The sequence below is a fragment of the Maribacter polysiphoniae genome, from assembly GCF_003148665.1.
Taxonomy (GTDB): Bacteria; Bacteroidota; Bacteroidia; order Flavobacteriales; family Flavobacteriaceae; genus Maribacter_A; species Maribacter_A polysiphoniae.
Genome location: NZ_QGGQ01000009.1, coordinates 53,233 through 76,504, shown reverse-complemented (window position 1 = coordinate 76,504; position 23,272 = coordinate 53,233). Strand labels below are relative to the sequence as shown.

The window sequence follows — 23,272 nt, the reverse complement described above, 5'->3', positions numbered from 1 at the left end:
CAATTTAATTAAAAGGTAGCTTAAATCCAAAGGTTGAACCAACTTTGACACCTTTTTCCAGCCAAATCCTACCGTTGTGTTTTTCGATTATTTGTTTGCTTATCGCTAGCCCTAGTCCGCTTCCTTGGGGCTTAATCGTATTTTGGTTTTTTGATTGGTAGAATTTATCAAAAATATAATTAATATCCTCATCGGGAATGCCTTTCCCGTTATCCTTCACATAAACCTCGATACAATTGTTCCCTAATTTATAATCCAGGGTAATAACACCCTTTTCGGGCTCACAGAATTTTAGGGAATTTGAAAGTAAATTCGTCAATACCTGGAGTATCCTGTCCTCATCATAGGGTAATTCAAAATTAAAGCTATTGAGGTTCACTATTTTGATTTCTTTTTTGGCAGCGATATGTTGAATGTTACCAATGGCTTTCTTTAAGGTCTTTTGGATATTGTGCTTTTTTAAGTTCAACTGTTGTCTGCCGGTAGAAAGCTTTTCAAAATCAAGGATGTTGTTGATCAGTCGTGATAAACGGTCAGAATCACTGACGATATTCTTAAGGAAGGTCTGTCGGATTTCAGGGGGCATGTCGTCGTTTTCATCCATCAAAAGTTCTGACGCGGCCCGGATACCGGTGATGGGGGTTTTTAATTCATGGGCGACGGTATCCAAAAATTCATCCTTTTGTTTGTCCTTAACGATCAATTCCTCATTGGCCTCTTTTAGTTTACCCGTTAAATCGGTGAGCTCGATTGATTTTTCCTGTAATGCCTTGTTGCTGCTTATGGTTTCCTTTGATTCTTCCAAAATCTTCAATACTTCGGTCAAGCTGATCTCTTGTTCCTTGACAACCCCTGCAATTAGGATTTTCGCCGAGGCGCCTCCGATACTTCCTGTCAATAGTTTTTCTGAAAAATTGATCAATCGGGCATCTGCCATTTGGGTGTCACTTGGGATGTGGTATTTTTTAAAGAATAGTAGCAGAGCACGCTGGGTCCTAGCTTCCCCTAAAAATTTGGTCAGGACATTCTTGATATCAGCGACATAAGCTTCCCCTTTCCATACAAGGGCATTGTCCTGTAGTGAGGAATAGTTTTTGCTATCGACGAACATCTCAGCATAATTCCGCTCCCTATAATGCCCTTTAAATGCCACGGAAATGGTCAAATAACATAATATGTTGGCAGACAAACTCCAAAAAAATGCATGGGCGGGTGGACTTAGAAAGTCAATACCGAATAACGCATAAGGCTTCAACGCTGCAATCCCGAAAAGCCCTAAGTCGGTAAATTCACTGCCCCCGGTAAATGCCTCTATGGTAAATGGGAGTATCAAGGTGTAGGTTGAAATCGCAAAACCCAGTATAATACCTAGGATGGAGCCTAGGGAGGAGCCGCGGTTCCAAAAAAGGCCGATAAAGAATGAAGGGGCCAATTGGGCCACAATCACAAAGGATATCAATCCAATGGAATATAAGGAGAGTTCTATAGAGAAATTATTGTAAAAGAAATACGCAAGAATGATCACGGTAAATATGGATATTCGCCGAATGTTCTTGATATAAAGGGCATTCTCCTCGGGTTTCGCTTTTATGAACTTGTCAAGGAAGCCATATGGAATGATCAAATTGTTACTGATCATTTTCGACAGGGCCAATGTAGAAACGACTACCATTGATATGACAGCCGAAAACCCTCCCAGAAAGACCAAAAGGGCCAAAAAGGTATGGCCACTGTTCAATGGGAGTAATAGGGTATAGTATTCCGCATTGGCGTTTTCCCCAAATGTCAATTTGCCGGCCCAAGCAATGAAAATAACAAAGATGTTAAAAAGCAATAGATAAAGTGGAAACATCCAAATGGCTTTCTTAAGATGTTTTTCCCTGCTATTTTCCAATACTGAAATTTGGAATTGGCGGGGTAAAAGAAAAATTGCCGTGAACGAGAGCATTAACATAAAGAACCAATTGAACCCACTTTCCAGGGTGGGTAATTTATTCAAGGAATCGAAATTGGCTTCTGCCGATATTTTGTTGTAAATATCCTCCGTGCCATCAAAGAGGTAATAGGTCACATATACGCCAATGATCAAAAAGAAAGTCAATTTCAATAGGGATTCAAAGGCTACCGTGGTAACAATGCCCTTGTGCTTTTCAGAGGCATCAGTAGCCTGGGTACCAAAGAAGGTCGCGAAAATGGCCAAAATCAGAGCGATGTAAAAGGTAGAATCGTCAAACATACCCAGACCTATGGGATGGGGTTCATTCGTCATTATGGCAAAGGTGTCGGCAACCGCCTTAAGTTGTAATGAAATATAGGGTACAGTGGCCGTAATGCACAAAACCGTGATCAAGGCCCCTAAAAAACGATTGTTACCATATCGAAGCGAAATGAAATCGGCAATCGACGATATCTTATGCTGTTTCGAGATCCGTATGATCTTACGTAGCAAAATGATCCATAACGGAACGGCTATGGCAGGACCAAGGTAAATGGGAAGGAAGTCGACCCCGGAATTGGCAGCCGTGCCAATACTGCCATAATATGTCCAGGCGGAGCAATAAACAGCCAAGGAAAGTGTATAAATATACGGGTTGTTCACCCATTTGCTCTTGGCGTTTTTTTCGGCAATGAACGCAATGTAAAATAGCACCGCCAAATAGCAGAAAATAATAATGACCAATAAATAATTACTCATAGAATCTATTAAGGATGATATATGAAATTATTATGGATATGAGCCAGACGGAAAATAAATAGAAATAGAAATAGGGGATGCCAAATAGGGCGCCATTAATATTAAAAACCCATAAAAGTGGAATATTGAAGAGCAGTAGCATGCCTATCGATAGGATTATCAATTTCTGTTCGTGCCGTTTTTTCATGGTTTTGGGCTATAATTATAAATATATGAAAAAAGCAGTACTCCAAGAGGAAGCACTGCTTTTTTCAATAATCAACTAACTATTTTAATGGGAACTGGCTTCTCCTGCATTACTTGGTATTCTAATGCTTTCAACCATTTCCTGTACATTCTCTGGTGGAGGGGCGGTCATTCTTGAAACCACTACAGAGACGATTACATTAATGATCATGGCAACCGTTCCGAAACCTTCAGGTGAAGTGCCAAACCACCATTCACTGGCGGGTCGGGCATCCATGACACCGATCAGTCCCGTTTTATAACGTATCATATAGAATAACATTAATGTGATTCCCACGATCATACCGGCGATGGCCCCCTTACTATTCATTCTTTTGTCAAAAATCCCCAAAATAATGGCAGGGAAGAATGATGCGGCAGCAAGGCCGAAGGCCAATGCAACCACCGCAGCCACAAATCCCGGCGGATATATTCCAAAAATACCTGCGATAATGATAGCAACCAAAATAGCGATTCGGGCCGCCATTAACTCCGCTTTTTCGGAAATATCCGGTTTGATTTGTTTCTTGATCAAATCATGGGAGATCGATGTGGAAATCACCAATAATAATCCTGCTGCTGTTGACAAAGCCGCAGCCAATCCACCCGCTGCAACCAATGCGATTACCCAGTTTGGTAAATTGGCGATTTCAGGGTTGGCCAATACCATGATGTCCCTATCGACATAAAGTTCATTGGACGAAGTATTTGCATTGGAGATCAATCGTTCGCCATTGGCACCACGAGCATCGGTGAATACTGGTTTTTTTCCTTCCAATGCGTTACCGGCGACATATTGGATTTTCCCATCATTGTTCTTGTCTGCCCAAGCAATTAAGCCTGTGTCTTCCCAGTTCTTGAACCATTGTGGTATTTCGGTATACGACTTATTGTCAACCGTCTCGATGAGGTTGGTTCTGGCAAAAACAGCGATAGCAGGTGCCGTGGTATAGAGAATGGCAATGAACAATAAAGCCAGACCTGCCGATTTACGGGCATCCTTGACCTTGGGTACGGTAAAGAACCTCACAATAACATGGGGTAATCCTGCAGTACCTGCCATTAAGGCAAGTGTAATAGCAAAAACGTCCCAAGTTGATTTCGTTCCGCTGGTATATTCGTTAAAGCCTAGTTGGGTATGCAATGCATCCAATTTATCCAATAGGAATGTCCCGCCTTCAACCTTTCCACCCATTCCCATTTGTGGAATAGGGTTTCCGGTCATTTGCATAGAGATGAAAAAAGCAGGCACCATAAAGGCGAAAATCAATACACAATATTGGGCTACTTGGGTATAGGTTATCCCTTTCATACCGCCTAAAAAGGCAAATACAAGAACAACGGCCATCCCGATAATGACGCCAATATTAATATCGACTTGTAAGAATTGTGAAAATACGATCCCAACGCCTCTCATTTGTCCAGCCACGTATGTGAATGAAACGATCAATGCGCATATTACGGCAACTGTCCTCGCCGTGTTGGAGTAATACCTATCCCCGATAAAATCAGGGACTGTAAATTTCCCGAATTTTCGAAGATATGGGGCTAGGAGTAGTGCAAGAAGCACATATCCACCGGTCCAGCCCATGAGATAGACCGAGCCATCATATCCTGCAAAAGAAATGATTCCGGCCATAGAGATGAATGATGCTGCACTCATCCAATCGGCGGCTGTTGCCATACCGTTGGCCAATGGGGAAACCCCGCCACCGGCTACATAAAATTCCTTAGTGGAACCAGCTCTTGCCCAGATGGCAATTCCAAAATAAATGGAGAACGTAATCCCAACTAAAATCCAAGTCCATAATTGAACACTCATAATTTTTAATTTTTTTGGTTAGTTATTAGATTACTCATCGTAACCGTATTTTTTATCTAGTTTGTTCATTAATCGTACATAAACGAAGATCAAGATCACGAATACATAAATAGAACCTTGTTGGGCAAACCAAAAACCTAGTTTGAATCCGCCTAACCGAAACTCGTTTAAAGTTTCCCTGAATAGTATTCCTGCGCCATACGATACCAGGAACCAAATAGAAAGAAGAATGATCAGGTACTTCAGGTTTTCCTTCCAATACGCGGTGGCCTTTTTTTGTTTTTCACTCATAATTGTTGGTTTTTATAAATAAATCATTGCTTGTAGTGTCACTGTTCCCAAATCGGAATCCCCAAATTTTTGGTTTTTGTACTCCAATGTTAATTTGGAGTTATGCCCATTGAGATAGGCATTTACACCCAAACCGAAGATATTCCTATTGTCATCAACTACATCATAACTGTTGGAAGCAAAGGAAACATAGGGTTGATACCTGGTCTTTGTTTTATCCCCTGCAAAAACATAACCCAAATGGGAGTAGATCATACTTCCCGTACCATAGGCACTATACAGGTAATCGGTGCCGTAATCGTTACTTTGATACGTGGCATATGCGGTTAGGGCACTTCCATCATCACCCAATGGGGTATCATAAAAAGCGTCAATACCGAAGATACTTACATCTTCTTTCTCTAGGTTGCCAGTGGCGTCCGCGATTACGGATCCCCCGGGATGTAAAAAGAACCCCGCACCAATATTGAATACCTTTTTGGTACCGAGATAAGAACCTACTTTAAAAGGTAGGAAATTAGACTCCTGATCCAAGAAATTAAAATCAAAATAACCTGCATAGGCCTTACCGGAATCTTTGGAGCCAAGTAGTCGTTTACCAGCGTACACCGCTGCACCATTAGGCTCGGGGGTACGTGTGTCCAAGCCATTGGTAATCGCGTCATTGATGGCAACCCTGTATTGTAACTTACCGAACTTACCTTTGGCAAATATACCTATGTGCCTCGCAAATTGGTCGGTTAATCCTAAAGTAGACCACGACTGTCGATTGTTGTCCAGTGTCATGAAATTAAGGGTACTTTGATTGTTCAATCTTGAGATGCCGTTAAAGTAGTGCAGGCCACCACCGACAACATGGTCATCACCCACATTGTATTGTGCCCATACGTCGTGAAAGAACAATTGGGATCCATCTCCCTTTCCTGTGGGGGATAGTGTTCCACTATTGAGACTATTAAGTCCAAAATGGGTAAGGATCAAGAACTTTTTGTTGATTTGGGTAAACATCAGAACACGGGCTCTTCTTAAGTTGAAACTTGTGCTACTGGTGTTGTCGGGTACATCACTGTTGTACGTTCCTTGGACTTGGGCCCAGGAAATAATACGAAGGTATTTATTGCCTTCTTCATCTAATTTCACCTTAAGGCCACCATTATAATCAGGTGACCCTTGTGAATGCAACATCTGAAAGGAACAAAATAAGCCTAACAGAAGTAAAGCATGTTTCTTCATGATTTTTAGGGTTTAGTTAGTAACAAATTGGTTTTGTGTGCATTGCTAAACTCCTTAAAAGAAAGTCACGATGAAAAAATGATATATATAAATGGTAATTATATATAGTTAATCACGGAATCGTTCCCATTTAATAAGCATAAACTTATCCCCTAGTTCGGTAACCACCACCCCTGCGCCAGATAGGTTGTCGGTATTTTGGAAATAGTTGGACAATTCACCTGCATTTAGGATCTTATAGGTGGGGTGGTAGTTGGGATTATACGGTCTTTTGATGTTGTATTTTTTTACCCAGTTCATGATGCTTACATGTGAAATGCCAAGGATGCGTTCAATTTCACGATAAGACAAACCCTCAAGATATAATTGCAACGCTTTATTCACATAGTATTGGTCAATACTCTTACCAATCTTATTGACCGAGAAGAAATAGTTGCACGATTTGCACTTGTAACGTTGTCTTTGGTTGATGATTCCGCTCTTGACGAATTGTTCGGATCCACAGTTTGGGCAGCAATCAATTTTCATATATATAAAATTAGCATAAATATATCAAATTAGCAATAAATAATGATTATGGGTCCAAATGGTTTGATAATTTCATGTAATATTGAATGATATATAGGGTGTTTTATAGCGGAACATCATTGTTTGTTCCTTAGTTCCTTCCTGTATTCTAGGTCTTGGGCTACGAGTCGATTTCATTGATTATCTTTAACTTATGAAAAATACGATAGCAGAACGTATTTATGATTTCCTAAAGGATTTTCCACCTTTCAATGCGCTGGATGAAGGACAATTAATGACCATTTGTGAACAGGTCAAAATTGGATATTACGACTTGGGGGACTATGTTTTTCAGAAAGAGGATGATTTACACGATGCTTTTTATGTGGTAAAAGATGGTGCTGTCGGTATTTTCAGGGAAGGCGATGTTCTTGTGGATGAATGTGATGAGGGGGATATTTTTGGTCTTCGGGCACTTATACGACAAAGTGCTTACCAATTAAGTGCCAAGGCCATTGAGGAGAGTATCGTATATGCGATATCCTCGGATTTGTTGGAAGCCTATATTACGAGCAATATTGATGCGAATAAATTCATAATGGCCAGTTTTGCATCGAATACCCTGAACCCTTATTTGGATAGGGAGATCGGACGGCCATATTCCTTGGAAGGTGAATTCAATCAACAAACAGGACATTTGGCCTACTTACAGAATGTGGGGTTTAAAAAAAATCCGGTTACCTGTCCCGAGGATACCAATATAAAGACTGCCGCAACCACAATGACCGAAAAAAAAGTCGGTTCGATCATCATCACAAACAATGACAAACCTAGGGGGATAATCACCGACAAGGATTTACGGACAAAAATAGCCACGGGGAAATCCAGTATTTCCGATATGGTCACGCAGATTATGAGTTCGCCTGTTATTACCATACCTGAAAACATTTCGATTGCCGAGGCACAAATAACAATGCTTCGAAATAAAATCACACACCTCTGTATAACCAAGGACGGTACAAATGATTCAGTCTTGGTCGGAGTAATGTCCGAACATGATATTGTTGTAGCACAAAGCAATAATCCCTCATACTTGATCAAGGAGGTCAAAAGAGCGGAAACCGCCTCTAAATTGCATGAGGTTCGTCAAAAATCCCAGGGATTGATGCAACGTTACCTGGACCAACATATACCTGTTAGTTTGGTTTCGAAGATCATTTCGGCCATCAATGAGGCTATTTGCCAAAAGGTGATCGAGTTGAGTATTGATGAAATGGGCCAACAGCCCCCCACTGTGTTTTCATGGCTTTCTTTAGGTAGCCAGGGTAGGGGTGAGCAACTGCTACTGACCGATCAGGATAATGCACTGGTTTATGGTGATGTGTCTCCTGAACATCAAGAAAAAACAAAAACATACTTTCTCGCATTCGCGCAGTTGGTAACGGAAAAATTGAATGTGGTGGGATTTGAATTCTGTCCGGCCCAAATGATGGCAAGCAATCCGAAATGGTGTTTGTCACTTACCGAGTGGAAAAACCAGTTCAATGATTGGATTACCAAACCCGATGAGGATAAGATAATGCTCTCAACCATTTTCTTTGACTACGATAGGGTGTATGGCGATGCTAATTTGGTTGACCAAATGTCGGGTAGTATATTCCAATCTATTGATAATTATGGGATTTTCTTGAATTTCCTGGCCTTGAATGCGATAAAGAACCCACCACCACTAAGTTTTTTCAGGCAGTTCCTGGTCGAATCGAGTGGAGAGCATAAGGATCTTTTCGATATTAAGTCCAGGGCCATGATGCCCTTGGTGGATGCAGCAAGACTCTTGGTGCTTTCAAATGGTATCAAGGAGCATAACAATACCATTAAAAGGTTCGAGGTACTTGCAGGGTTAGAGCCTCAGAACAAGGATTTGTACAATGCTTGTATAGATGCCTTTAAGATCCTATTGCGCTTTAGAACGGTGGAGGGCTTAAAACACAACGATTCGGGTAGGTTTATCGATCTAAAGTCACTCAGCAAGGCTAACCGTTTAAAATTGAAAGGTTGTTTTGGTTCTATAAAGGATATTCAGGAATTGATTAAAGTGCGTTTTAAACTAGCCCAAATAATGTAAATGTTCAAGGATATTTTTAATCGCCATAAACCGGAATTTTGGAAGGATTACACGAGTCATTTCAAAAATGAACAGCCACAGGAATTGAACGCTGTCCGTTTTGTCGTATTCGATACCGAGACAACAGGTTTGGATATTGTGGAGGATCGCATATTATCCATAGGGGCCATATCGATTGCTGATCTAAGGATAGACGTTGGCGATTCCCTGGAAACGTATGTAAAACAAGATGTTTTCAATATAGGGACCGTAGGTATCCACGGCATCCTAAAAGAGGGGAGTATTCATAAATTGTCCGAGACAGCGGCTATAAAGGGTTTTTTGGATTATGTGGAAAATGCGGTTTTGGTTGCCCATCATGCCGCGTTTGATATTGCGATGATCAATGCGGGATTGGCCCGAATGGGGTTACCCAAACTTAAAAACAAGGTGTTGGACACCGGTGTTCTTTTTAAGAAAACATCGCTCTGCGAAAAGAAACATGACCATTATTCCTTGGACCGTTTATGTGCGGTTTTCAACTTGAAGAAACATGACCGACATACCGCTTCAGGGGATGCCTTGCTAACAGCCTTGATTTTCTTAAAGGTTGTTTCCCATCTATCAAAAAAACGAAAACCGAATTTGGGAGATCTTCTTTTTAATTCGGACCGTAGGGGGTTATGGTAATCAATACGGTATCAATTGGGTAAATAAACCACACCACTTGAAGAATCCCTTTTGGCTCCGGTCACCGAACATAGCACATTGATTTCCCGCTCTATCCTTAAAATACCCATAAGGGCAAACACCAAGGCTTCCTTGTTTTCAATCAATTCTTGGGAGGGTACGATAACATCAACCGCTTCCCCTAATTTGGTTTTGAGCGTAGCGATGAGAAAATCGTTCAAGGCGCCACCCCCTGTTACCAATAAATTTGATTTATGTTTTGTGGTATTACTTTTTACCTGAAGGGCAATTTGTTCGCATAGGTGGTGGATCGAGGTGTGCAAAAGATTTTCAATGCTTTCATCGGTGGCATCGACTATGGGTACAACCTTGTCCTCGAACCATTCAAAGCCTGTTGATTTTGGAAAAGGTAATTTGTAATAATCCAAGGCATTTAAAGCGTCGAGCATTTTTTGATTAACCGTTCCGCTTTTTGCCAATTGACCTCCTTTGTCGTAATTCAAATCGATTTTTTGGGTAATATAATTCAAGATCATGTTTGCCAATCCAATATCGTACGCTATACGTTGGCCGTCTTTTTCGAAGGAGATATTACTTATACCTCCTAGATTCAAACAAAAATCATATTCCCCGAACAACAAACGATCCCCGATAGGTACGAGAGGGGCCCCCTGTCCGCCCAAGGCAACATCATTGGTGCGAAAATCACAAACAACCTTATGCTTACAGGCATTGGCCAAATGTTGTCCTGATCCAATTTGGTAGGTGAGGCCATTTTCTGGTTGGTGATGTGTTGTATGTCCATGACTTGCTATGAAATCCACTTCTAAGGCATTGGTTTTAATGAACGACTTTACCTGTTCACCGAGCCATTGGCCGTAGGTGTTGTTGAACATTAAGAGCTCATCGGCGGAAAGGTATATTGAATTCTTCAATTTATCCTTCATGCTTTTTGAATAGGATATACTTTGGGTTTTTGTAATTCGATATGCCCAGCGATCCAAAGTTCTTGTAAAATGGCAATATGTGAGGTCTAAACCATCCAAAGAGGTGCCAGACATGAGTCCGATGACTTTAAATGTTTTCATTTTTTTCCATTGTTTTATGCTTAAAAAAGGAGCATTGAAAGATAGTCAGTTTCAGTTTTAAAAGGAATTAAACCTGGATTTTTTTAATCATGGAATTCCCTGTTTTTGTGATATTGGGTATTCGATGGTATTTATTTGAATATTCTAGCATTTTTTGCTATTAAATTTTAACAAAAATGATTAATTTTAGAATCAATTAATTTCCAAAGGCTATTCCGTGTTTATACCAGAAAATCGAAGTATTCTAATTCTTGATGGGTTTTATGATTCTTTGGTATACGGTAGAACCATGGTTATAACCGATTCACTATTTTTTTAACCAATTTTAAAGTTATGCAATATGAGTAAGATTAAGAAAGAGAACACTTTAACCCGCCGTGATTTCGTTGGGAAAACCTTGGCCGCCTCCGCTGCTTTTACGATTGTACCATCGTATGCCGTAAGTGGGCTTGGCCATGTGGCTCCAAGTGATAAATTAAATATTGCCGGTATAGGTGTTGGTGGTATGGGACTGGCTAATTTAAAGAATTTGGAAAGCCAAAATATTGTTGGCCTTTGTGATGTGGATTGGAAGTATGCCAAAGGGGCCTTCGATCGTTATCCAAATGCCAAAAAGTATTGGGATTGGCGTAAGATGTTCGATGAAATGGGTGATGAGATTGATGGTGTGGTTATCGCTACTGCGGATCATGCACATGCCGTTATTGCAGCCAATGCAATTACCATGGGTAAACATGTGTACCTACAAAAACCATTGACCCATTCCGTTTATGAGTCCAGATTATTGACAAAATTAGCCGATAAATATAAAGTTGCGACCCAAATGGGGAACCAAGGTGCCTCTGGTGCCGGTGTTGCGGAAACTTGCGAAATCCTATGGAGTGGCGCCATAGGTGATGTGACCAAGGTTGAGTCATTTACAGACAGACCTATTTGGCCACAAGGATTGAACACTCCTGAAAAAGGGGATTGGGTACCCGACACTTTGAACTGGGACCTATTTACAGGACCAGCAAAAATGCGTCCATTCAATGAGGTTTACCATCCATGGAACTGGAGAGGATGGTGGGATTATGGTACTGGTGCCTTAGGTGATATGGCCTGCCATATTCTTCATCCTGTATTTGAAGGGTTGAAATTAGGTTATCCTTCCAAGGTACAAGCGAGTTCTTCATTGTTGTTAAATGATTCCGCACCTGTTTCACAAGCCGTTAAGCTTACTTTCCCATCTAGAGGTGGTAGACAAGGAAGAATGAAATTGGGAGAAGTTGATGTAAGTTGGTATGATGGAGGTATTAAACCTATGTTGCCAGACAATTGGCCTGCAGGAAAAGAACCCAATAAAAGTGGAGGGGGGACTTTCTTCTATGGTACAAAAGACATTCTTCACGTAGGTTGCTATGGTGTAGAACCAGAATTGTTGTCCGGTAAAAAAATATCAGTACCAAAAACTGAACGTAGGGTTGAGGACGAAATGGGTCTTGCTTGGAATAAAGGAGCCCACGAAATGGATTGGGTACGTGCATGTAAGGAAAGTGCTGAGAACAGAAAACCTTGTACTTCCGATTTTGCGGAGGCAGGTCCTTTCAATGAAATGGTCGTAATGGGTGTATTGGCAGTTCGCCTACAGGCATTGAACAAAACACTTGAATGGGATGGTGAGAATATGAAATTCACCAATATTGGCCCGAATGAGGAAATCAAAACCGTTATTAGGGATGGATTTAAGATTCATGATGGTCACCCAACCTTTAACAAGGATTGGACCGACCCAATGAATGCCATGGCTTATGCTGAAGAGTTGGTGAAACACACCTATAGGGAAGGTTGGTCTTTGCCAGATATGCCAGCTTAAGTGTTGAATAGTAATTAACAATAATCAAATATGCAGAACCATCCCCTAAGGGGCTGGTTCTGTTTTAAAAACCAATAAATAGTTACCAATGAGAAAAATAAGTTTAGTTTTTGTTTTCGGATTGATTATGCTTCCCATGCTTAATAGTTGCAAGGAAAAAAAATCAGAACAAAAAGAAGAATCATCCACTGAAGCTGAAGTAGTACAGGAAACTAAGGAAGAAGCTCCTATGAACGGACTTTCCGAGGCAGAGAAAGCCGATGGTTGGGTTATGCTTTTCGACGGAAAAACATCTGAAGGTTGGAGAGGATATAAAAAAGACCATTTTCCTGAAGGTTGGGAAATCGTTGATGGTACCATACATATGGTCGGCTCTGGAAGGGGTGAGGCTGGATCTAAAGACGGTGGTGATATTATCTTTGATAAGAAATTCCAGAATTTCACCCTTAGTTTGGAATGGAAAATTTCTGAAGGAGGTAATTCAGGAATCTTTTACTTAGGAGAAGAAAAATTGGATTATATCTGGAAAACCGCTCCTGAAATGCAGGTATTGGACAACGAGAGACATCCTGATGCCAAATTAGGTAAGGATGGCAATCGTATGGCTGGATCGTTATATGATTTAATTCCAGCAAAACCACAGAATGCAAAACCTGCCGGTGAGTGGAACAAAATCGAACTTACGGTCTTTAAAGGTACTGTTATCCATAACCAAAATGGTGAAAATGTAGTTGAGTATCATTTATGGACCCCAGAATGGAAGGAATTGGTCGCTGGTAGTAAATTCCCAGGTCTAAATCCTGATTGGGCAGAAGTCCCAGCTAAAGGATATATCGGATTGCAAGATCACGGTGATGATGTTTGGTTCCGAAATATCAAGATTAAGGAATTGTAGTAAGGAGTATTACAATAATAAGCCCCACATTATTCAATGGATAGTGTGGGGTTTTTATTTGGTGTTAAACCCTGAATAGCATAAAAAGTATTATTGTAATTCCACTGGTAGTTTGCCTTTTGCAGCAATACTACCCATAAAATGGGACGCTGCCACCTCTTGGAACACTTTGAGATTTTGATAGGCCACAACAGTTGAATGTGCTTTGTGATAGTCAAAAAGTTGTAGAGCATAGGGGTTTCCAAAAAGGTATAGTACTACATTCTTGGTGTTTATCAGTTCATTGATCTTATGGATTTCATCTTCTGTGAATCCAAAATTATTGGTGGGTTTCACTTGGGGAGGTTCGAGCGATAGCAGAATGTTCCCTTCCTTTTCGATATCCTCAAGGGAAGAACCCATGACAGCCTTTAATGAATATGTACGAAAATCATGATGGTCACCTAATATCCCCAAAAACGATCTTTCTGTTTCCGGATGATTTGTGATGCCTATAAAACCGTTCTTCATGAAAGAGGCAATGTCATCCTTATTCCCTTGGATCATGGTAATGCTTGCTTTGGCTATTTCGGTATTCAGCTGGTCAGGCTCACTAAGATCAGAATGGGAACCAACTTCGGCCCGTATTGCTTTTTCCTTTAAAGACCAAACCCGTTTAAACGCTTCCTCGATTTGCGCTTGGGTGGCCTTTTCCGAAATCATCTTGATCCCTGCGGCGATTTGTTCGGCAAAACATAGGATGTCATTTCCGGCATCGAAGGCCAACCACTCCAATTCCCCCTGTACAGGATAGTTTTTTGATACGGCATGCATATTCAGCGCATCGGAAATAACGACACCCTTAAAACCAAGTTCATGCCTTAAAACACCTTTGATCATGTCTTTGGAAATACTTGATGGTATTTGTTTTCCTTTGGATAAGGCAGGAACACATAGATGTCCGACCATTACCGAATCAACACCTTCTTCAATGAGTTTTCGAAATGGGTGAAGTTCATTGTTCAATAATTCTTCTTTGGATTTTTCAATAACGGGTAATCCTAAGTGTGAATCAGTGGCCGTATCCCCATGACCCGGGAAATGTTTGATGCTCCCAATCACACCTTCACTTTGCATCCCTTTAAGATATGCCAACGAATTCGTGGTGACATTTATCTTGTCCTCACCAAAGGAACGATACCCGATAACAGGGTTTTTGGAGTTGTTGTTGATATCAACGACAGGAGCCAAGTTATAATGTATACCTGCTTGTTTGCAATCATGTGCGATGTTTTTCCCTACTTGGAACACTAAATCCGTATTGTCCTGAATGGCTCCCATTGTTATTGCGTATGGGTATTGGGGTGTGTTTTCGATACGCATGGCAAGTCCCCATTCGGCATCAATGGCAATAAGAAGCCTATGTTTTGCCTTTTTTTGATAGCGTTCAATCAAATTTTGAAGCGTTCTGAAACTTTCCTTATTATAGATGACCTTTTTTTTACCTTCAAAATTCGTTGCTGCACTCGATCGACTATGAAAAAAACAAAGTCCACCTACATGATTTTCACAGATGAGTTGTTCCAGAGCCTGGATTTCTTCTTCCGAATCATTGATAAATGCGGCAGGCATAAATAATTGACCTATTTTTTCAGTAAGGGTCAACTGAAGGGATGCTTCTTGGTATGACAGTATTTTAGGCATCGGTATCTTTTGTTTTTTTGCCAAAATCGGCAGGATAGGTAATGAATTTCAGTAAAAATAAGGCTGGGAGTGAGGCTAGGACGACCCAGATGAAAAAGCCACCGTATCCCAACCATTGTTGTATGTAACCACTGATCATGCCGGGCAACATCATTCCTAAGGCCATAAAACCTGTGGCAATGGCGTAATGCGATGTCTTTGATTTTCCTTCGGCGATATAGATCAAATACATTAAAAAGGCAGCAAACCCAAAACCATATCCAAATTTTTCAAATATTACGGTTGTTGTTACGGCCACGACATTCGTGGTTTTTGTATACGCAAGTAGGGCATAGAGTATATTCGGGATATTGAGGGAGAGAACCATGGGCAACATCCATTTTTTCAAACCATCACGGGATATTAAAATGCCACCCAAAATACCACCTAAGGATAAAAAAATCACCCCAACGGTTCCAAAAATGGTTCCCAATTGTTCTGTCGAGTAGCCTAAACCACCCTTATCTGGGGAATCCAATAAAAATGGGGCTACCATTTTTACCAGTTGTGATTCACCTAGTCGGTAAGTTAAAATAAACGTCAGGGCAATACCAATATTCGGCTTATTGAAGAAAGAAGAGAATACTTCCCAGAAACCCTTGGGCTTGTCCTTGGCAATTGCCAAAGAGGATTCAAATTTTGGTGTCACGAAAAAGTTGGATAGGGTCAATGCCAACATCAAAAAGGCCGTGGCGATCATGGTCATGCTCCAGGCTTTGGTATTGTCCCCATACTTCTGTTCTAAAAAACCAGCCAAGATAACAATGAGTCCCTCCCCGGTGACCATGGCCAAGCGGTAAAAGGTACTCCGTATGCCTACAAAGAATGATTGTTTCTTTTCGGTCAACCCGATCATGTAATACCCATCGGAGGCAATATCGTTGGTGGCCGATGCAAAGGCGGCCATCCAGAAACAGGCGAGTGTGGTCATAAAGAACATTTGGGTAGGTAAGCTCAATCCCACGCCCAATAATGCTATGGAAATCAATAACTGCATTACCAAAAACCATTTTCGCTTGGTACTTTTTAAGTCAACAAATGGGCTCCATAGGGGTTTTAGTACCCATGGCAAGTATAGTAAACTGGTGTAAAGTCCGATATCCTCATTACTGACCCCTAATTTTTTATACATGATTACTGATACGGTCACGACCAGCACATAGGGGAGTCCTTGGGTAAAATAGAGAATGGGTACCCATGCCCATGCCCACTTGTCTTTTTGTATCATCTATCTTAATTGTATTTAATTTAAATGTAGTAGCATTGGGATACTTTCATGTCCATATTTGTCTATAAATGTGACAGCTATTCTTTTTTTGCCCTTGAGGTTCTCTTTAGGGATGATGACACTTTTCCCTTGCTCAATGGTGGTTTTTATCAGTAATTTTTTTATGGGATAGAAGTCCTTTTTCTTTTTCCCTGTGCGGTATACGATAGCATATCGATAATCCTCCGAATTTACAAAATTCAGTTCATAGCTTTCATTCTTAATTCCCATGGATTCGAATTGAATAGGGCTGTCCTCCATTTTCGGGGCCAAGGGAGAAATAGGGGATAGGGCCGGGGATTGATAGAATTTTTTCTTGAGGAGGTTTACGACATCATGATTATCGTTCATTAGGCTTTTGGCACTAAAGAAAACATTGCCTTGAACTGCGGAAGTTTTCCGGGCCAGTTTTAATTGATTGGGGAGTTCTTTAATGTTATCCCATGCCTTGTCACTATTATTTCGCACTTTGTAAGCCCCATTACCAATATATAGATTGGTGTTTTTGGAATTTTTCGACCACCAATCGACAATTTTGGAATGTGAGGCTACAGGGAGGTCCATGCTCCAATATACTTGGGGAACTAAATAATCTATCCAACCTTGCTCCATCCAGGTGAGTGGGTCGGCATAAAGGTCCTCATAAGTCGTTTGTCCAGCCTTGGTGTCGGATCCACGAGGGTCTGTGGAATTGTTTTTCCATACCCCAAACGGACTAATACCGAATTGTACCCAAGGTTTAGTTTGTTTTATTGATTTATGTACTTTCATGACCAACGAATCTATATTGCTCCGACGCCAATCGTCCAAGGATTGATGGGGTAGTGCATATGCGGTATAGGTGGTTGAATCTTTCAATGTTTCATCCTTGATTTTGTATGGATAAAAGTAATCGTCAAAATGAACGGCATCAATATCATAATTGGAAACCAATTCGGTCATAACATCCACCATTCTCTTTTGAACCTCAGGAAGCCCAGGATTGTAATAGTATTTTTTGCCGTATTTGACCATCCATTCAGGATGCAGGTTAAAATCATGGGTTGGACTCAGTATTTCGGTTTTCAAATCAAATGTTGCCCTATAGGGATTCAACCATGCGTGGAATTCGATTCCCCGCTCGTGCGATTCATTGATCATCCAGGCCAAATAGTCGAAATCATTCGGTGGGGGAGTGCCTTCCTTTGAGGTTAAAAACCGGGACCATGGGGCATATTCGGAAGCGTAAAATGCATCCCCGGCGGCACGCACTTGAACAATAATGGCATTGAAATTCATGGCATCATAGAATTCCAATATTTCCAGAAAGTCTTTTTTCTTTTTTTCGATGGAATCCGCACCATTTTTTGGCCAGTCGATATTAACCACTGTTGCTACCCATGCACCCCTGAATTCAGTTTTTGGTTGGGGTATGGGTTGTATTATACTACATGAAGAGACAAGTAATACAAAAAGGAGAAAGCTTATTTTTTTGATCATTTTGATTGAAAAAAAGGCCTATTTATACTAAAATAGGCCTTTATGAGCTATTAATTACATGATTTTAATCCATTTTATATCGAACAAAAGCTTCGATGGCTGCATAATCCGCTAAACCAAGGGCTTTGTATTTGGCAGCTGTATGCTTATTTCTTTCTTCTGCCCGCATCCAGAACTCCCTGGAGTCGTCGCCTTGGAACATAACCCCATCTTTTTGGGATTGGTGACAGAAAATGGCATATCGTTTTTTCAATACTTGGTCAGGACTCATCGGTACTGCCATTTCAATCTCGTTGATGTCCCACTCATGCCAAGCTCCTCTGTATAACCACAACCAGCAATCTTTCATAAAGGATTCCTCTTTTAGTCTTTTCAGGGCTTCGAAAATCGCATCCAAACAAACTTTGTGCGTGCCATGGGGATCTGCCAAGTCACCTGCAGCAAAGATTTGATGGGGCTTAATCTCATTGATCAAGTCCACAACAATATCAATATCCGCATTGGATAGGTTGTTTTTCTTGATGGTTCCCGTTTCATAAAATGGCAAATTCAAGAAATGCACATGCGAATCATCAAGACCTAAGTAACGCGTGGCAGCATAGGATTCAGATCTTCTTATCGCTCCTTTCAAGGTTCGTACCTCTAAGGCGTCAAAAGTATTCTCATCCTTGTTTAAGATGGCTTCAATAATACTTTCCGATTCTTTGGAAGGGGTTATGGTATTTGCTATTTCGGCAAATTTCAATGCTTCCTTGTCAGAAACGGCAATATTTCCAGAGGTTTGATAGGCAACATGTACATCGTGACCCTGTTCGATCAAACGATCGAAGGTTCCGCCCATCGAAATAACATCATCATCGGGGTGTGGACTGAATATAATAACACGCTTTTTGGCAGGTTCGGCCCTTTCTGGCCTACTGGTGTCATCGGCATTGGGCTTTCCGCCTGGCCAACCCGTAATGGTATGTTGAAGTTTATTGAACATTTTAATGTTCAGGTCATAGGAGTCTTCCAAGGATAAAAGATCCGACATTCCATTGTCATTATAATCCTTATCGGTTAACCTTAAAATGGATTTGCCTGTTTTGGCACATAACCATACGATGGCCTTGGAAGTCAGTTCTTCGGTCCACTCGCACGACCCGACCAGCCATGGTGTTTTGTTTCTTGTTAGTTCACTACCGGCACCTTTATCAAGGACAAAGGTTACATTGTTGTGCTTTTGAAGATAGGTCGCTGGTACATGCGATGAAATTTCACCCTCAATGGTTTTTTTAATGATCTTGGCCTTGTTGTTACCCCATCCAAGCAGTACGATTCTTTTTGCACTCCTGACAGTGGCTATACCCATTGTTATGGCCTTTCGTGGAACATTGTCGATACCCAAAAAGGCCGGTGCGGCATCAACCCTGGTTATATGGTCCAATGTAATGATTCGGGTTCCTGAATTATAATGGGATCCCGGCTCATTGAATCCGATATGTCCGGTTCGGCCTATTCCCAATAACTGAAAATCGATTCCGCCATTATCCTTTATCTTCTTTTCATAGGATAAACAGTATTCCACTACATCTTCTTGGGGAATACTACCATCGGGGATATTAATGTTTTCTTCGGGAATATCAACATGATTGAACAAATGCTCATGCATAAAGTAATAATAACTCTGCATATTGCCCTTTTCCATAGGTAGATATTCATCAAGGTTAAAGGTGATAACATTGGAAAAGCTCAACCCTTCTTCCTTGTGCATGCGAACAAGTTCCTCGTAAACCTTAATCGGAGAAGATCCCGTTGCAAGCCCTAGGACGCAATTTTGCCCCAAAGCTTGTTTTTTTCGAATTAAATCGGCTATTTCCTGCGCCACTTGTATGGATGCCACATTTGAATCCTCGAAAATTACATTGTGTATTTTCTCAAAACGGGTTTCTTCAAATTGACCTACAGGTTTGTGGCTGATGTCTTGTGCTGTTTTTGCAATTAATGTACTCATGGGCTGTTCTTAAATTGATTGTAGTACAAAGATAGGGAATCTGTTTTTTATATTGCCGTTTTTTGCTGTTTTTATTGCAACTTTGTGCTGTAAAAATTTATTTATACAATTAGTCTTTGTTAAAACGGTATAAAACGGCAACGAATAGTTTTCTTATCTTTGCGGAATTAAGTACAAAAATATGTTGAAAGAAGAGCGTCATCAGGCAATATTGTCCCAGGTTGAATTGCATAACCGGGTCTTGCTTACAGATATTGCCGAAAAGCTGGATGTTTCTATAGATACGGCACGAAGGGATGTCAAAGAATTAGATCAGGAGAATAAATTGCGGAAAGTCCATGGTGGGGCCATTTCCCTTGGATTCACAACCAATAGTGCCAGAAATAGCAATATCTATGCACTTTCCCAAAAAATAACCATTGCGGAAAAAGCAGCATCCTTGCTTAAGGATGAAGGGGTTATTTTTATTGATGGAGGTACTACCTGTATGGAGTTGGCTCGTATAATTCCACCCAAATTGAAGTTGACCTGTTTTACCTTAAGTTTACCCGTAGCCATGGAATTGAATACCAAGCCCAATGTCGATGTCATCTTCATCGGGGGAAAGATTTCCAAAGATGCGCAGATTGCCATAGGGGCAAACGCTACCCATGCTTTATCGGAAATCAGGGTTGATTACGGTTTTATAGGAACGGGTTATGTTGATGCCATTGAGGGTTTGACCGATTTTGATTGGGATGTGGTGCAATTGAAAAAGGCAGTGATTAAGGCCTCTAAAAAAACAATACTTTTGAGCATATCCCAAAAGTTGAATTCGAGGCATCGATATAAAACTTGTGATATGAATGCAATCGATACAATGATTACCGAGTTATCGCCGGATGATGACCAATTAAAACTTTTTAGAAATAACCAAGTACACCTTATTTGATACTGATGGAATACAAAAAAATTACCGAAACACCCTCTAATTATGATCATTTAGAGGATATGGATACCTCCTCGATACTTGAAAACATGAACAACGAGGACAAAAAAGTGGCATACGCAGTTGAAGCTGTTATTCCGCAGGTCACAAAGCTGGTCGACGGATTGGCGGAACGATTTGACAAAGGGGGGCGTTTGTTTTACATAGGGGCAGGAACCAGTGGAAGACTGGGAATCTTGGATGCCTCGGAAATACCCCCGACTTTTGGTATGCCCTATGATCGGGTTATTGGACTGATAGCCGGAGGGGATATTGCCATAAGAAAGGCTGTTGAAAATGCAGAGGATGACATAGATCAGGCTTGGTTGGACCTAAAACAATATGATGTTACAAAACAGGATGTAATTGTCGGTATTGCGGCATCCGGGACCACACCTTATGTAATCGGTGGTTTAAATGCAGCAAAAAAACATGGCTTGCTTACCGCGGGGATTACGAATAACCCGGGCTCACCTTTGGCTGTTGTTGCGGATATCCCTATCGAAATAAATGTTGGACCTGAGTTCGTTACCGGCAGTACGCGAATGAAAAGTGGTACCTCCCAAAAATTGGTCTTGAATATGATTACCACGGCGCTGATGATTAAAATTGGGCGTGTCAAGGGTAATAAAATGGTAAATATGCAATTGACCAATACCAAACTGGTGGATCGTGGTACGAGGTATTTGGTAGAAGGCTTGGGTATTGATTATGACGCAGCGGAGATGTTACTTAAAAAACATGGTTCCGTGAAAAAAGCCCTTGACGCAGAAAAATTATAACGTCATTATTCGGTTATAGCACGCACTTCCTCAATGGTTACTGGATCGTTTGAAGAGTTGCCCCATGAGTTCAAAATAAAATTCATGACATCGGCAATCTCCTCGTCGTCCAAACCCATTGGGGCCATTGCACTGTTATATGTAATACCGTTTACGATCATTTCACCTTCATTGCCGTATTTTATCCCTTTGATGCTTGCTGCCCTGTTTTTTATTAAATAATCAGATTTGGCCAATGGAGGGAAAGCAAAAGGCACCCCTTCCCCGTTGGGCAAATGACAGGTGACACAGAAATCTGCATATAGTTCACTTCCCCTTTGAATGCTAGACGGTAAATCGGGATTCTGACCTACAATATGGGCCATACCCAATAGTAGGGTTAAGAAGGTTAGGATTGGTTTTCTCATTTTTTCAGTTACGACTTAGGGATTAGCTTAAAGATACCTTTGCCTTCGATGGCAACGTATATCAAGCCGTCAGGGCCTTGGCGCACATCGCGGACCCTACCCATGTTTTCCAAGAGTTTTTCGCGATTCGTGACTTTTGTACCGTCCAAGGTCAAACGTTCCAAATATTGAAAAGATAACGAACCCACCAATAGACTACCCTTCCAATCCTTGTATTTGTCAGAGGTCACAAAGGCCATTCCGCTAGGTGCGATTGAAGGGACCCAATAGTGGATGGGCTGTTCCATGCCTTCCATTTCGGTTTTGTCGGTAATCGGGGTCCCACTATAATTTATACCGTAGGTAATTAGAGGCCAACCGTAATTTGCCCCTTTCCTGATAATATTGATTTCATCACCACCCCGAGGACCATGTTCGTGATCCCATATAGCTCCTGTTTCTGGATGTTTCACTAATCCTTGGGGATTTCGATGTCCGTAACTATAAATTGCTGTTTTTGCATTTTCATTCCCAATAAATGGGTTGTCTTCAGGAATACTTCCATCATCTTTTAACCTGTATATTTTTCCTCCGTCCCGGGTGATGTCCTGCGGATTCTCATCCCGGGCACCACGTTCCCCGATAGAGAAATAAAGGTATCCATCATTATCAAATACGATACGGGAACCAAAATGTTGCCCTTTCGTAGTATTTGGGCTGGCTTTGTATAGTAATTCATTGTCATACAGCGAGTTGTCTTTCAATCTGGCGCGCATCAAGGCAGTGTGTCCCCCTTTTTCTTCCCCTTCTTCAGAGGCATAAGTCATATATATCCAACCATTGTTTTGGTAATCGGGATGTAGAACAATATCCATTAATCCTCCCTGCCCTCTGGCATATACTTGGGGTACATTGGCCACAGTTGTTTTTATTCCATCCTTAAAATGGATTAGGCTTCCCGATTTTTCGGTAATCAACATACTGTTATCCGGTAGAAATGCCATAGCCCATGGAATTTGGAGTCCATCAATAAGAAGTTCTTCGGAAAAAGGAATGTCGCTGGGTGTATTCGCTTTATTTTCAGCATCCTGGGCGCATGAGTAATTTAGCGTTACAACGAATAAATAGAGATATACTATACTATTTTTCATAATTTGACGTTAAAATTAAATATTATATGAAAGCCACTGTGGCCTAAAGATAAATAGAAATATATAAGTTTAAATAAATACGCTAAAGAATATACTTTAATCCCCAATTCAAGGATATTC

The 23,272-nt window shown here is 41.0% G+C and carries 18 protein-coding genes; 6 read left to right on the top strand and 12 right to left on the bottom strand.

What is annotated here, in order from left to right:
• Nucleotides 1-4 precede the first annotated feature (4 nt).
• The 5 genes from LX92_RS16395 to LX92_RS16370 all read right to left on the bottom strand — a co-directional run bounded on the left by LX92_RS16395 (nt 5) and on the right by LX92_RS16370 (nt 6,794).
• The gene (locus LX92_RS16395) at nt 5-2,695 is read right to left on the bottom strand and encodes a sensor histidine kinase (RefSeq protein ID WP_109653000.1); all 2,691 of its coding nucleotides are present in this window, start codon (nt 2,693-2,695) and stop codon (nt 5-7) included.
• A 271-nt stretch (nt 2,696-2,966) separates the two neighbouring features.
• Entirely contained in the window at nt 2,967-4,742 is a 1,776-nt protein-coding gene (locus LX92_RS16385; protein ID WP_109652996.1) for a sodium:solute symporter family protein, read from the bottom strand.
• A gap of 30 nt (nt 4,743-4,772) precedes the next feature.
• Nucleotides 4,773-5,033 (bottom strand): DUF4212 domain-containing protein, encoded by a 261-nt coding sequence (locus LX92_RS16380; RefSeq protein WP_109652993.1) that lies wholly within the window; start codon nt 5,031-5,033, stop codon nt 4,773-4,775.
• Between the two features lie 12 nt (nt 5,034-5,045).
• Nucleotides 5,046-6,266 carry a hypothetical protein gene (locus LX92_RS16375; RefSeq protein ID WP_109652991.1) on the bottom strand — a complete coding sequence of 407 codons (1,221 nt, stop codon included), beginning with the start codon at nt 6,264-6,266 and terminating at the stop codon, nt 5,046-5,048.
• A gap of 108 nt (nt 6,267-6,374) precedes the next feature.
• Nucleotides 6,375-6,794, bottom strand: a complete 420-nt coding sequence (locus tag LX92_RS16370; protein WP_109652989.1) for an IS1/IS1595 family N-terminal zinc-binding domain-containing protein — start codon at nt 6,792-6,794, stop codon at nt 6,375-6,377.
• Nucleotides 6,795-6,987: 193 nt separating this feature from the next.
• Between LX92_RS16370 and LX92_RS16365 the strand changes: the two genes are divergently transcribed.
• Both LX92_RS16365 and LX92_RS16360 read left to right on the top strand, forming a co-directional pair.
• On the top strand, nt 6,988-8,898 hold the full coding sequence (locus tag LX92_RS16365) for a DUF294 nucleotidyltransferase-like domain-containing protein (protein ID WP_109652987.1): 1,911 nt from the start codon (nt 6,988-6,990) through the stop codon (nt 8,896-8,898).
• On the top strand, nt 8,899-9,567 hold the full coding sequence (locus LX92_RS16360; RefSeq protein WP_109652985.1) for a 3'-5' exonuclease: 669 nt from the start codon (nt 8,899-8,901) through the stop codon (nt 9,565-9,567).
• An 11-nt stretch (nt 9,568-9,578) separates the two neighbouring features.
• Here LX92_RS16360 and LX92_RS16355 read toward each other — a convergent pair whose 3' ends face one another.
• Nucleotides 9,579-10,655 carry an anhydro-N-acetylmuramic acid kinase gene (locus LX92_RS16355; protein ID WP_109652983.1) on the bottom strand — a complete coding sequence of 359 codons (1,077 nt, stop codon included), beginning with the start codon at nt 10,653-10,655 and terminating at the stop codon, nt 9,579-9,581.
• Nucleotides 10,656-10,995: 340 nt separating this feature from the next.
• Between LX92_RS16355 and LX92_RS16350 the strand changes: the two genes are divergently transcribed.
• Together LX92_RS16350 and LX92_RS16345 are read left to right on the top strand one after the other, a co-directional pair.
• Nucleotides 10,996-12,510 (top strand): Gfo/Idh/MocA family protein, encoded by a 1,515-nt coding sequence (locus tag LX92_RS16350; protein ID WP_109652981.1) that lies wholly within the window; start codon nt 10,996-10,998, stop codon nt 12,508-12,510.
• Nucleotides 12,511-12,598: 88 nt separating this feature from the next.
• Nucleotides 12,599-13,405, top strand: a complete 807-nt coding sequence (locus LX92_RS16345) for a 3-keto-disaccharide hydrolase (protein WP_109652979.1) — start codon at nt 12,599-12,601, stop codon at nt 13,403-13,405.
• A 90-nt stretch (nt 13,406-13,495) separates the two neighbouring features.
• Here the strand turns inward: LX92_RS16345 and LX92_RS16340 are convergent, their stop codons facing one another.
• The 4 genes from LX92_RS16340 to nagB all read right to left on the bottom strand — a co-directional run bounded on the left by LX92_RS16340 (nt 13,496) and on the right by nagB (nt 19,866).
• Nucleotides 13,496-15,088 (bottom strand): glycoside hydrolase family 3 protein, encoded by a 1,593-nt coding sequence (locus LX92_RS16340; protein WP_109652977.1) that lies wholly within the window; start codon nt 15,086-15,088, stop codon nt 13,496-13,498.
• Complete coding sequence (locus LX92_RS16335; RefSeq protein ID WP_109652975.1) at nt 15,081-16,355, bottom strand: MFS transporter; 1,275 nt, start codon at nt 16,353-16,355, stop codon at nt 15,081-15,083. Before LX92_RS16335 ends, LX92_RS16340 begins: the two co-directional genes overlap by 8 nt.
• A gap of 15 nt (nt 16,356-16,370) precedes the next feature.
• Entirely contained in the window at nt 16,371-17,873 is a 1,503-nt protein-coding gene (locus LX92_RS16330) for a glycoside hydrolase family 10 protein (protein ID WP_109652973.1), read from the bottom strand.
• Between the two features lie 64 nt (nt 17,874-17,937).
• On the bottom strand, nt 17,938-19,866 hold the full coding sequence (nagB, locus tag LX92_RS16325; protein WP_109652971.1) for a glucosamine-6-phosphate deaminase: 1,929 nt from the start codon (nt 19,864-19,866) through the stop codon (nt 17,938-17,940).
• A gap of 181 nt (nt 19,867-20,047) precedes the next feature.
• Here nagB and LX92_RS16320 point away from each other — a divergent pair, with 181 nt between their 5' ends.
• Both LX92_RS16320 and murQ read left to right on the top strand, forming a co-directional pair.
• Nucleotides 20,048-20,797 carry a DeoR/GlpR family DNA-binding transcription regulator gene (locus LX92_RS16320; RefSeq protein WP_109652969.1) on the top strand — a complete coding sequence of 250 codons (750 nt, stop codon included), beginning with the start codon at nt 20,048-20,050 and terminating at the stop codon, nt 20,795-20,797.
• Between the two features lie 5 nt (nt 20,798-20,802).
• Nucleotides 20,803-21,615: an N-acetylmuramic acid 6-phosphate etherase gene (gene murQ, locus LX92_RS16315; RefSeq protein ID WP_109652967.1), complete on the top strand. Its 813-nt coding sequence runs from the start codon at nt 20,803-20,805 to the stop codon at nt 21,613-21,615.
• A gap of 5 nt (nt 21,616-21,620) precedes the next feature.
• On the opposite strand, the gene LX92_RS16310 is transcribed toward murQ, so the two are convergent.
• Both LX92_RS16310 and LX92_RS16305 read right to left on the bottom strand, forming a co-directional pair.
• Nucleotides 21,621-22,022 carry a c-type cytochrome gene (locus tag LX92_RS16310; protein WP_109652965.1) on the bottom strand — a complete coding sequence of 134 codons (402 nt, stop codon included), beginning with the start codon at nt 22,020-22,022 and terminating at the stop codon, nt 21,621-21,623.
• An 8-nt stretch (nt 22,023-22,030) separates the two neighbouring features.
• Nucleotides 22,031-23,152: a PQQ-dependent sugar dehydrogenase gene (locus LX92_RS16305; protein WP_109652963.1), complete on the bottom strand. Its 1,122-nt coding sequence runs from the start codon at nt 23,150-23,152 to the stop codon at nt 22,031-22,033.
• Between the last annotated feature and the right edge of the window lie 120 nt (nt 23,153-23,272).

What these genes read in the sequence shown, in the direction of transcription:
- LX92_RS16395 (WP_109653000.1), bottom strand. Translation starts at nt 2,695, where the DNA reads ATGAGTAATTATTTATTGGTCATTATTATTTTCTGCTATTTGGCGGTG.
- LX92_RS16385 (WP_109652996.1), bottom strand. Translation starts at nt 4,742, where the DNA reads ATGAGTGTTCAATTATGGACTTGGATTTTAGTTGGGATTACGTTCTCC.
- LX92_RS16380 (WP_109652993.1), bottom strand. Translation starts at nt 5,033, where the DNA reads ATGAGTGAAAAACAAAAAAAGGCCACCGCGTATTGGAAGGAAAACCTG.
- LX92_RS16375 (WP_109652991.1), bottom strand. Translation starts at nt 6,266, where the DNA reads ATGAAGAAACATGCTTTACTTCTGTTAGGCTTATTTTGTTCCTTTCAG.
- LX92_RS16370 (WP_109652989.1), bottom strand. Translation starts at nt 6,794, where the DNA reads ATGAAAATTGATTGCTGCCCAAACTGTGGATCCGAACAATTCGTCAAG.
- LX92_RS16365 (WP_109652987.1), top strand. Translation starts at nt 6,988, where the DNA reads ATGAAAAATACGATAGCAGAACGTATTTATGATTTCCTAAAGGATTTT.
- LX92_RS16360 (WP_109652985.1), top strand. Translation starts at nt 8,899, where the DNA reads ATGTTCAAGGATATTTTTAATCGCCATAAACCGGAATTTTGGAAGGAT.
- LX92_RS16355 (WP_109652983.1), bottom strand. Translation starts at nt 10,655, where the DNA reads ATGAAAACATTTAAAGTCATCGGACTCATGTCTGGCACCTCTTTGGAT.
- LX92_RS16350 (WP_109652981.1), top strand. Translation starts at nt 10,996, where the DNA reads ATGAGTAAGATTAAGAAAGAGAACACTTTAACCCGCCGTGATTTCGTT.
- LX92_RS16345 (WP_109652979.1), top strand. Translation starts at nt 12,599, where the DNA reads ATGAGAAAAATAAGTTTAGTTTTTGTTTTCGGATTGATTATGCTTCCC.
- LX92_RS16340 (WP_109652977.1), bottom strand. Translation starts at nt 15,088, where the DNA reads ATGCCTAAAATACTGTCATACCAAGAAGCATCCCTTCAGTTGACCCTT.
- LX92_RS16335 (WP_109652975.1), bottom strand. Translation starts at nt 16,355, where the DNA reads ATGATACAAAAAGACAAGTGGGCATGGGCATGGGTACCCATTCTCTAT.
- LX92_RS16330 (WP_109652973.1), bottom strand. Translation starts at nt 17,873, where the DNA reads ATGATCAAAAAAATAAGCTTTCTCCTTTTTGTATTACTTGTCTCTTCA.
- nagB (WP_109652971.1), bottom strand. Translation starts at nt 19,866, where the DNA reads ATGAGTACATTAATTGCAAAAACAGCACAAGACATCAGCCACAAACCT.
- LX92_RS16320 (WP_109652969.1), top strand. Translation starts at nt 20,048, where the DNA reads ATGTTGAAAGAAGAGCGTCATCAGGCAATATTGTCCCAGGTTGAATTG.
- murQ (WP_109652967.1), top strand. Translation starts at nt 20,803, where the DNA reads ATGGAATACAAAAAAATTACCGAAACACCCTCTAATTATGATCATTTA.
- LX92_RS16310 (WP_109652965.1), bottom strand. Translation starts at nt 22,022, where the DNA reads ATGAGAAAACCAATCCTAACCTTCTTAACCCTACTATTGGGTATGGCC.
- LX92_RS16305 (WP_109652963.1), bottom strand. Translation starts at nt 23,152, where the DNA reads ATGAAAAATAGTATAGTATATCTCTATTTATTCGTTGTAACGCTAAAT.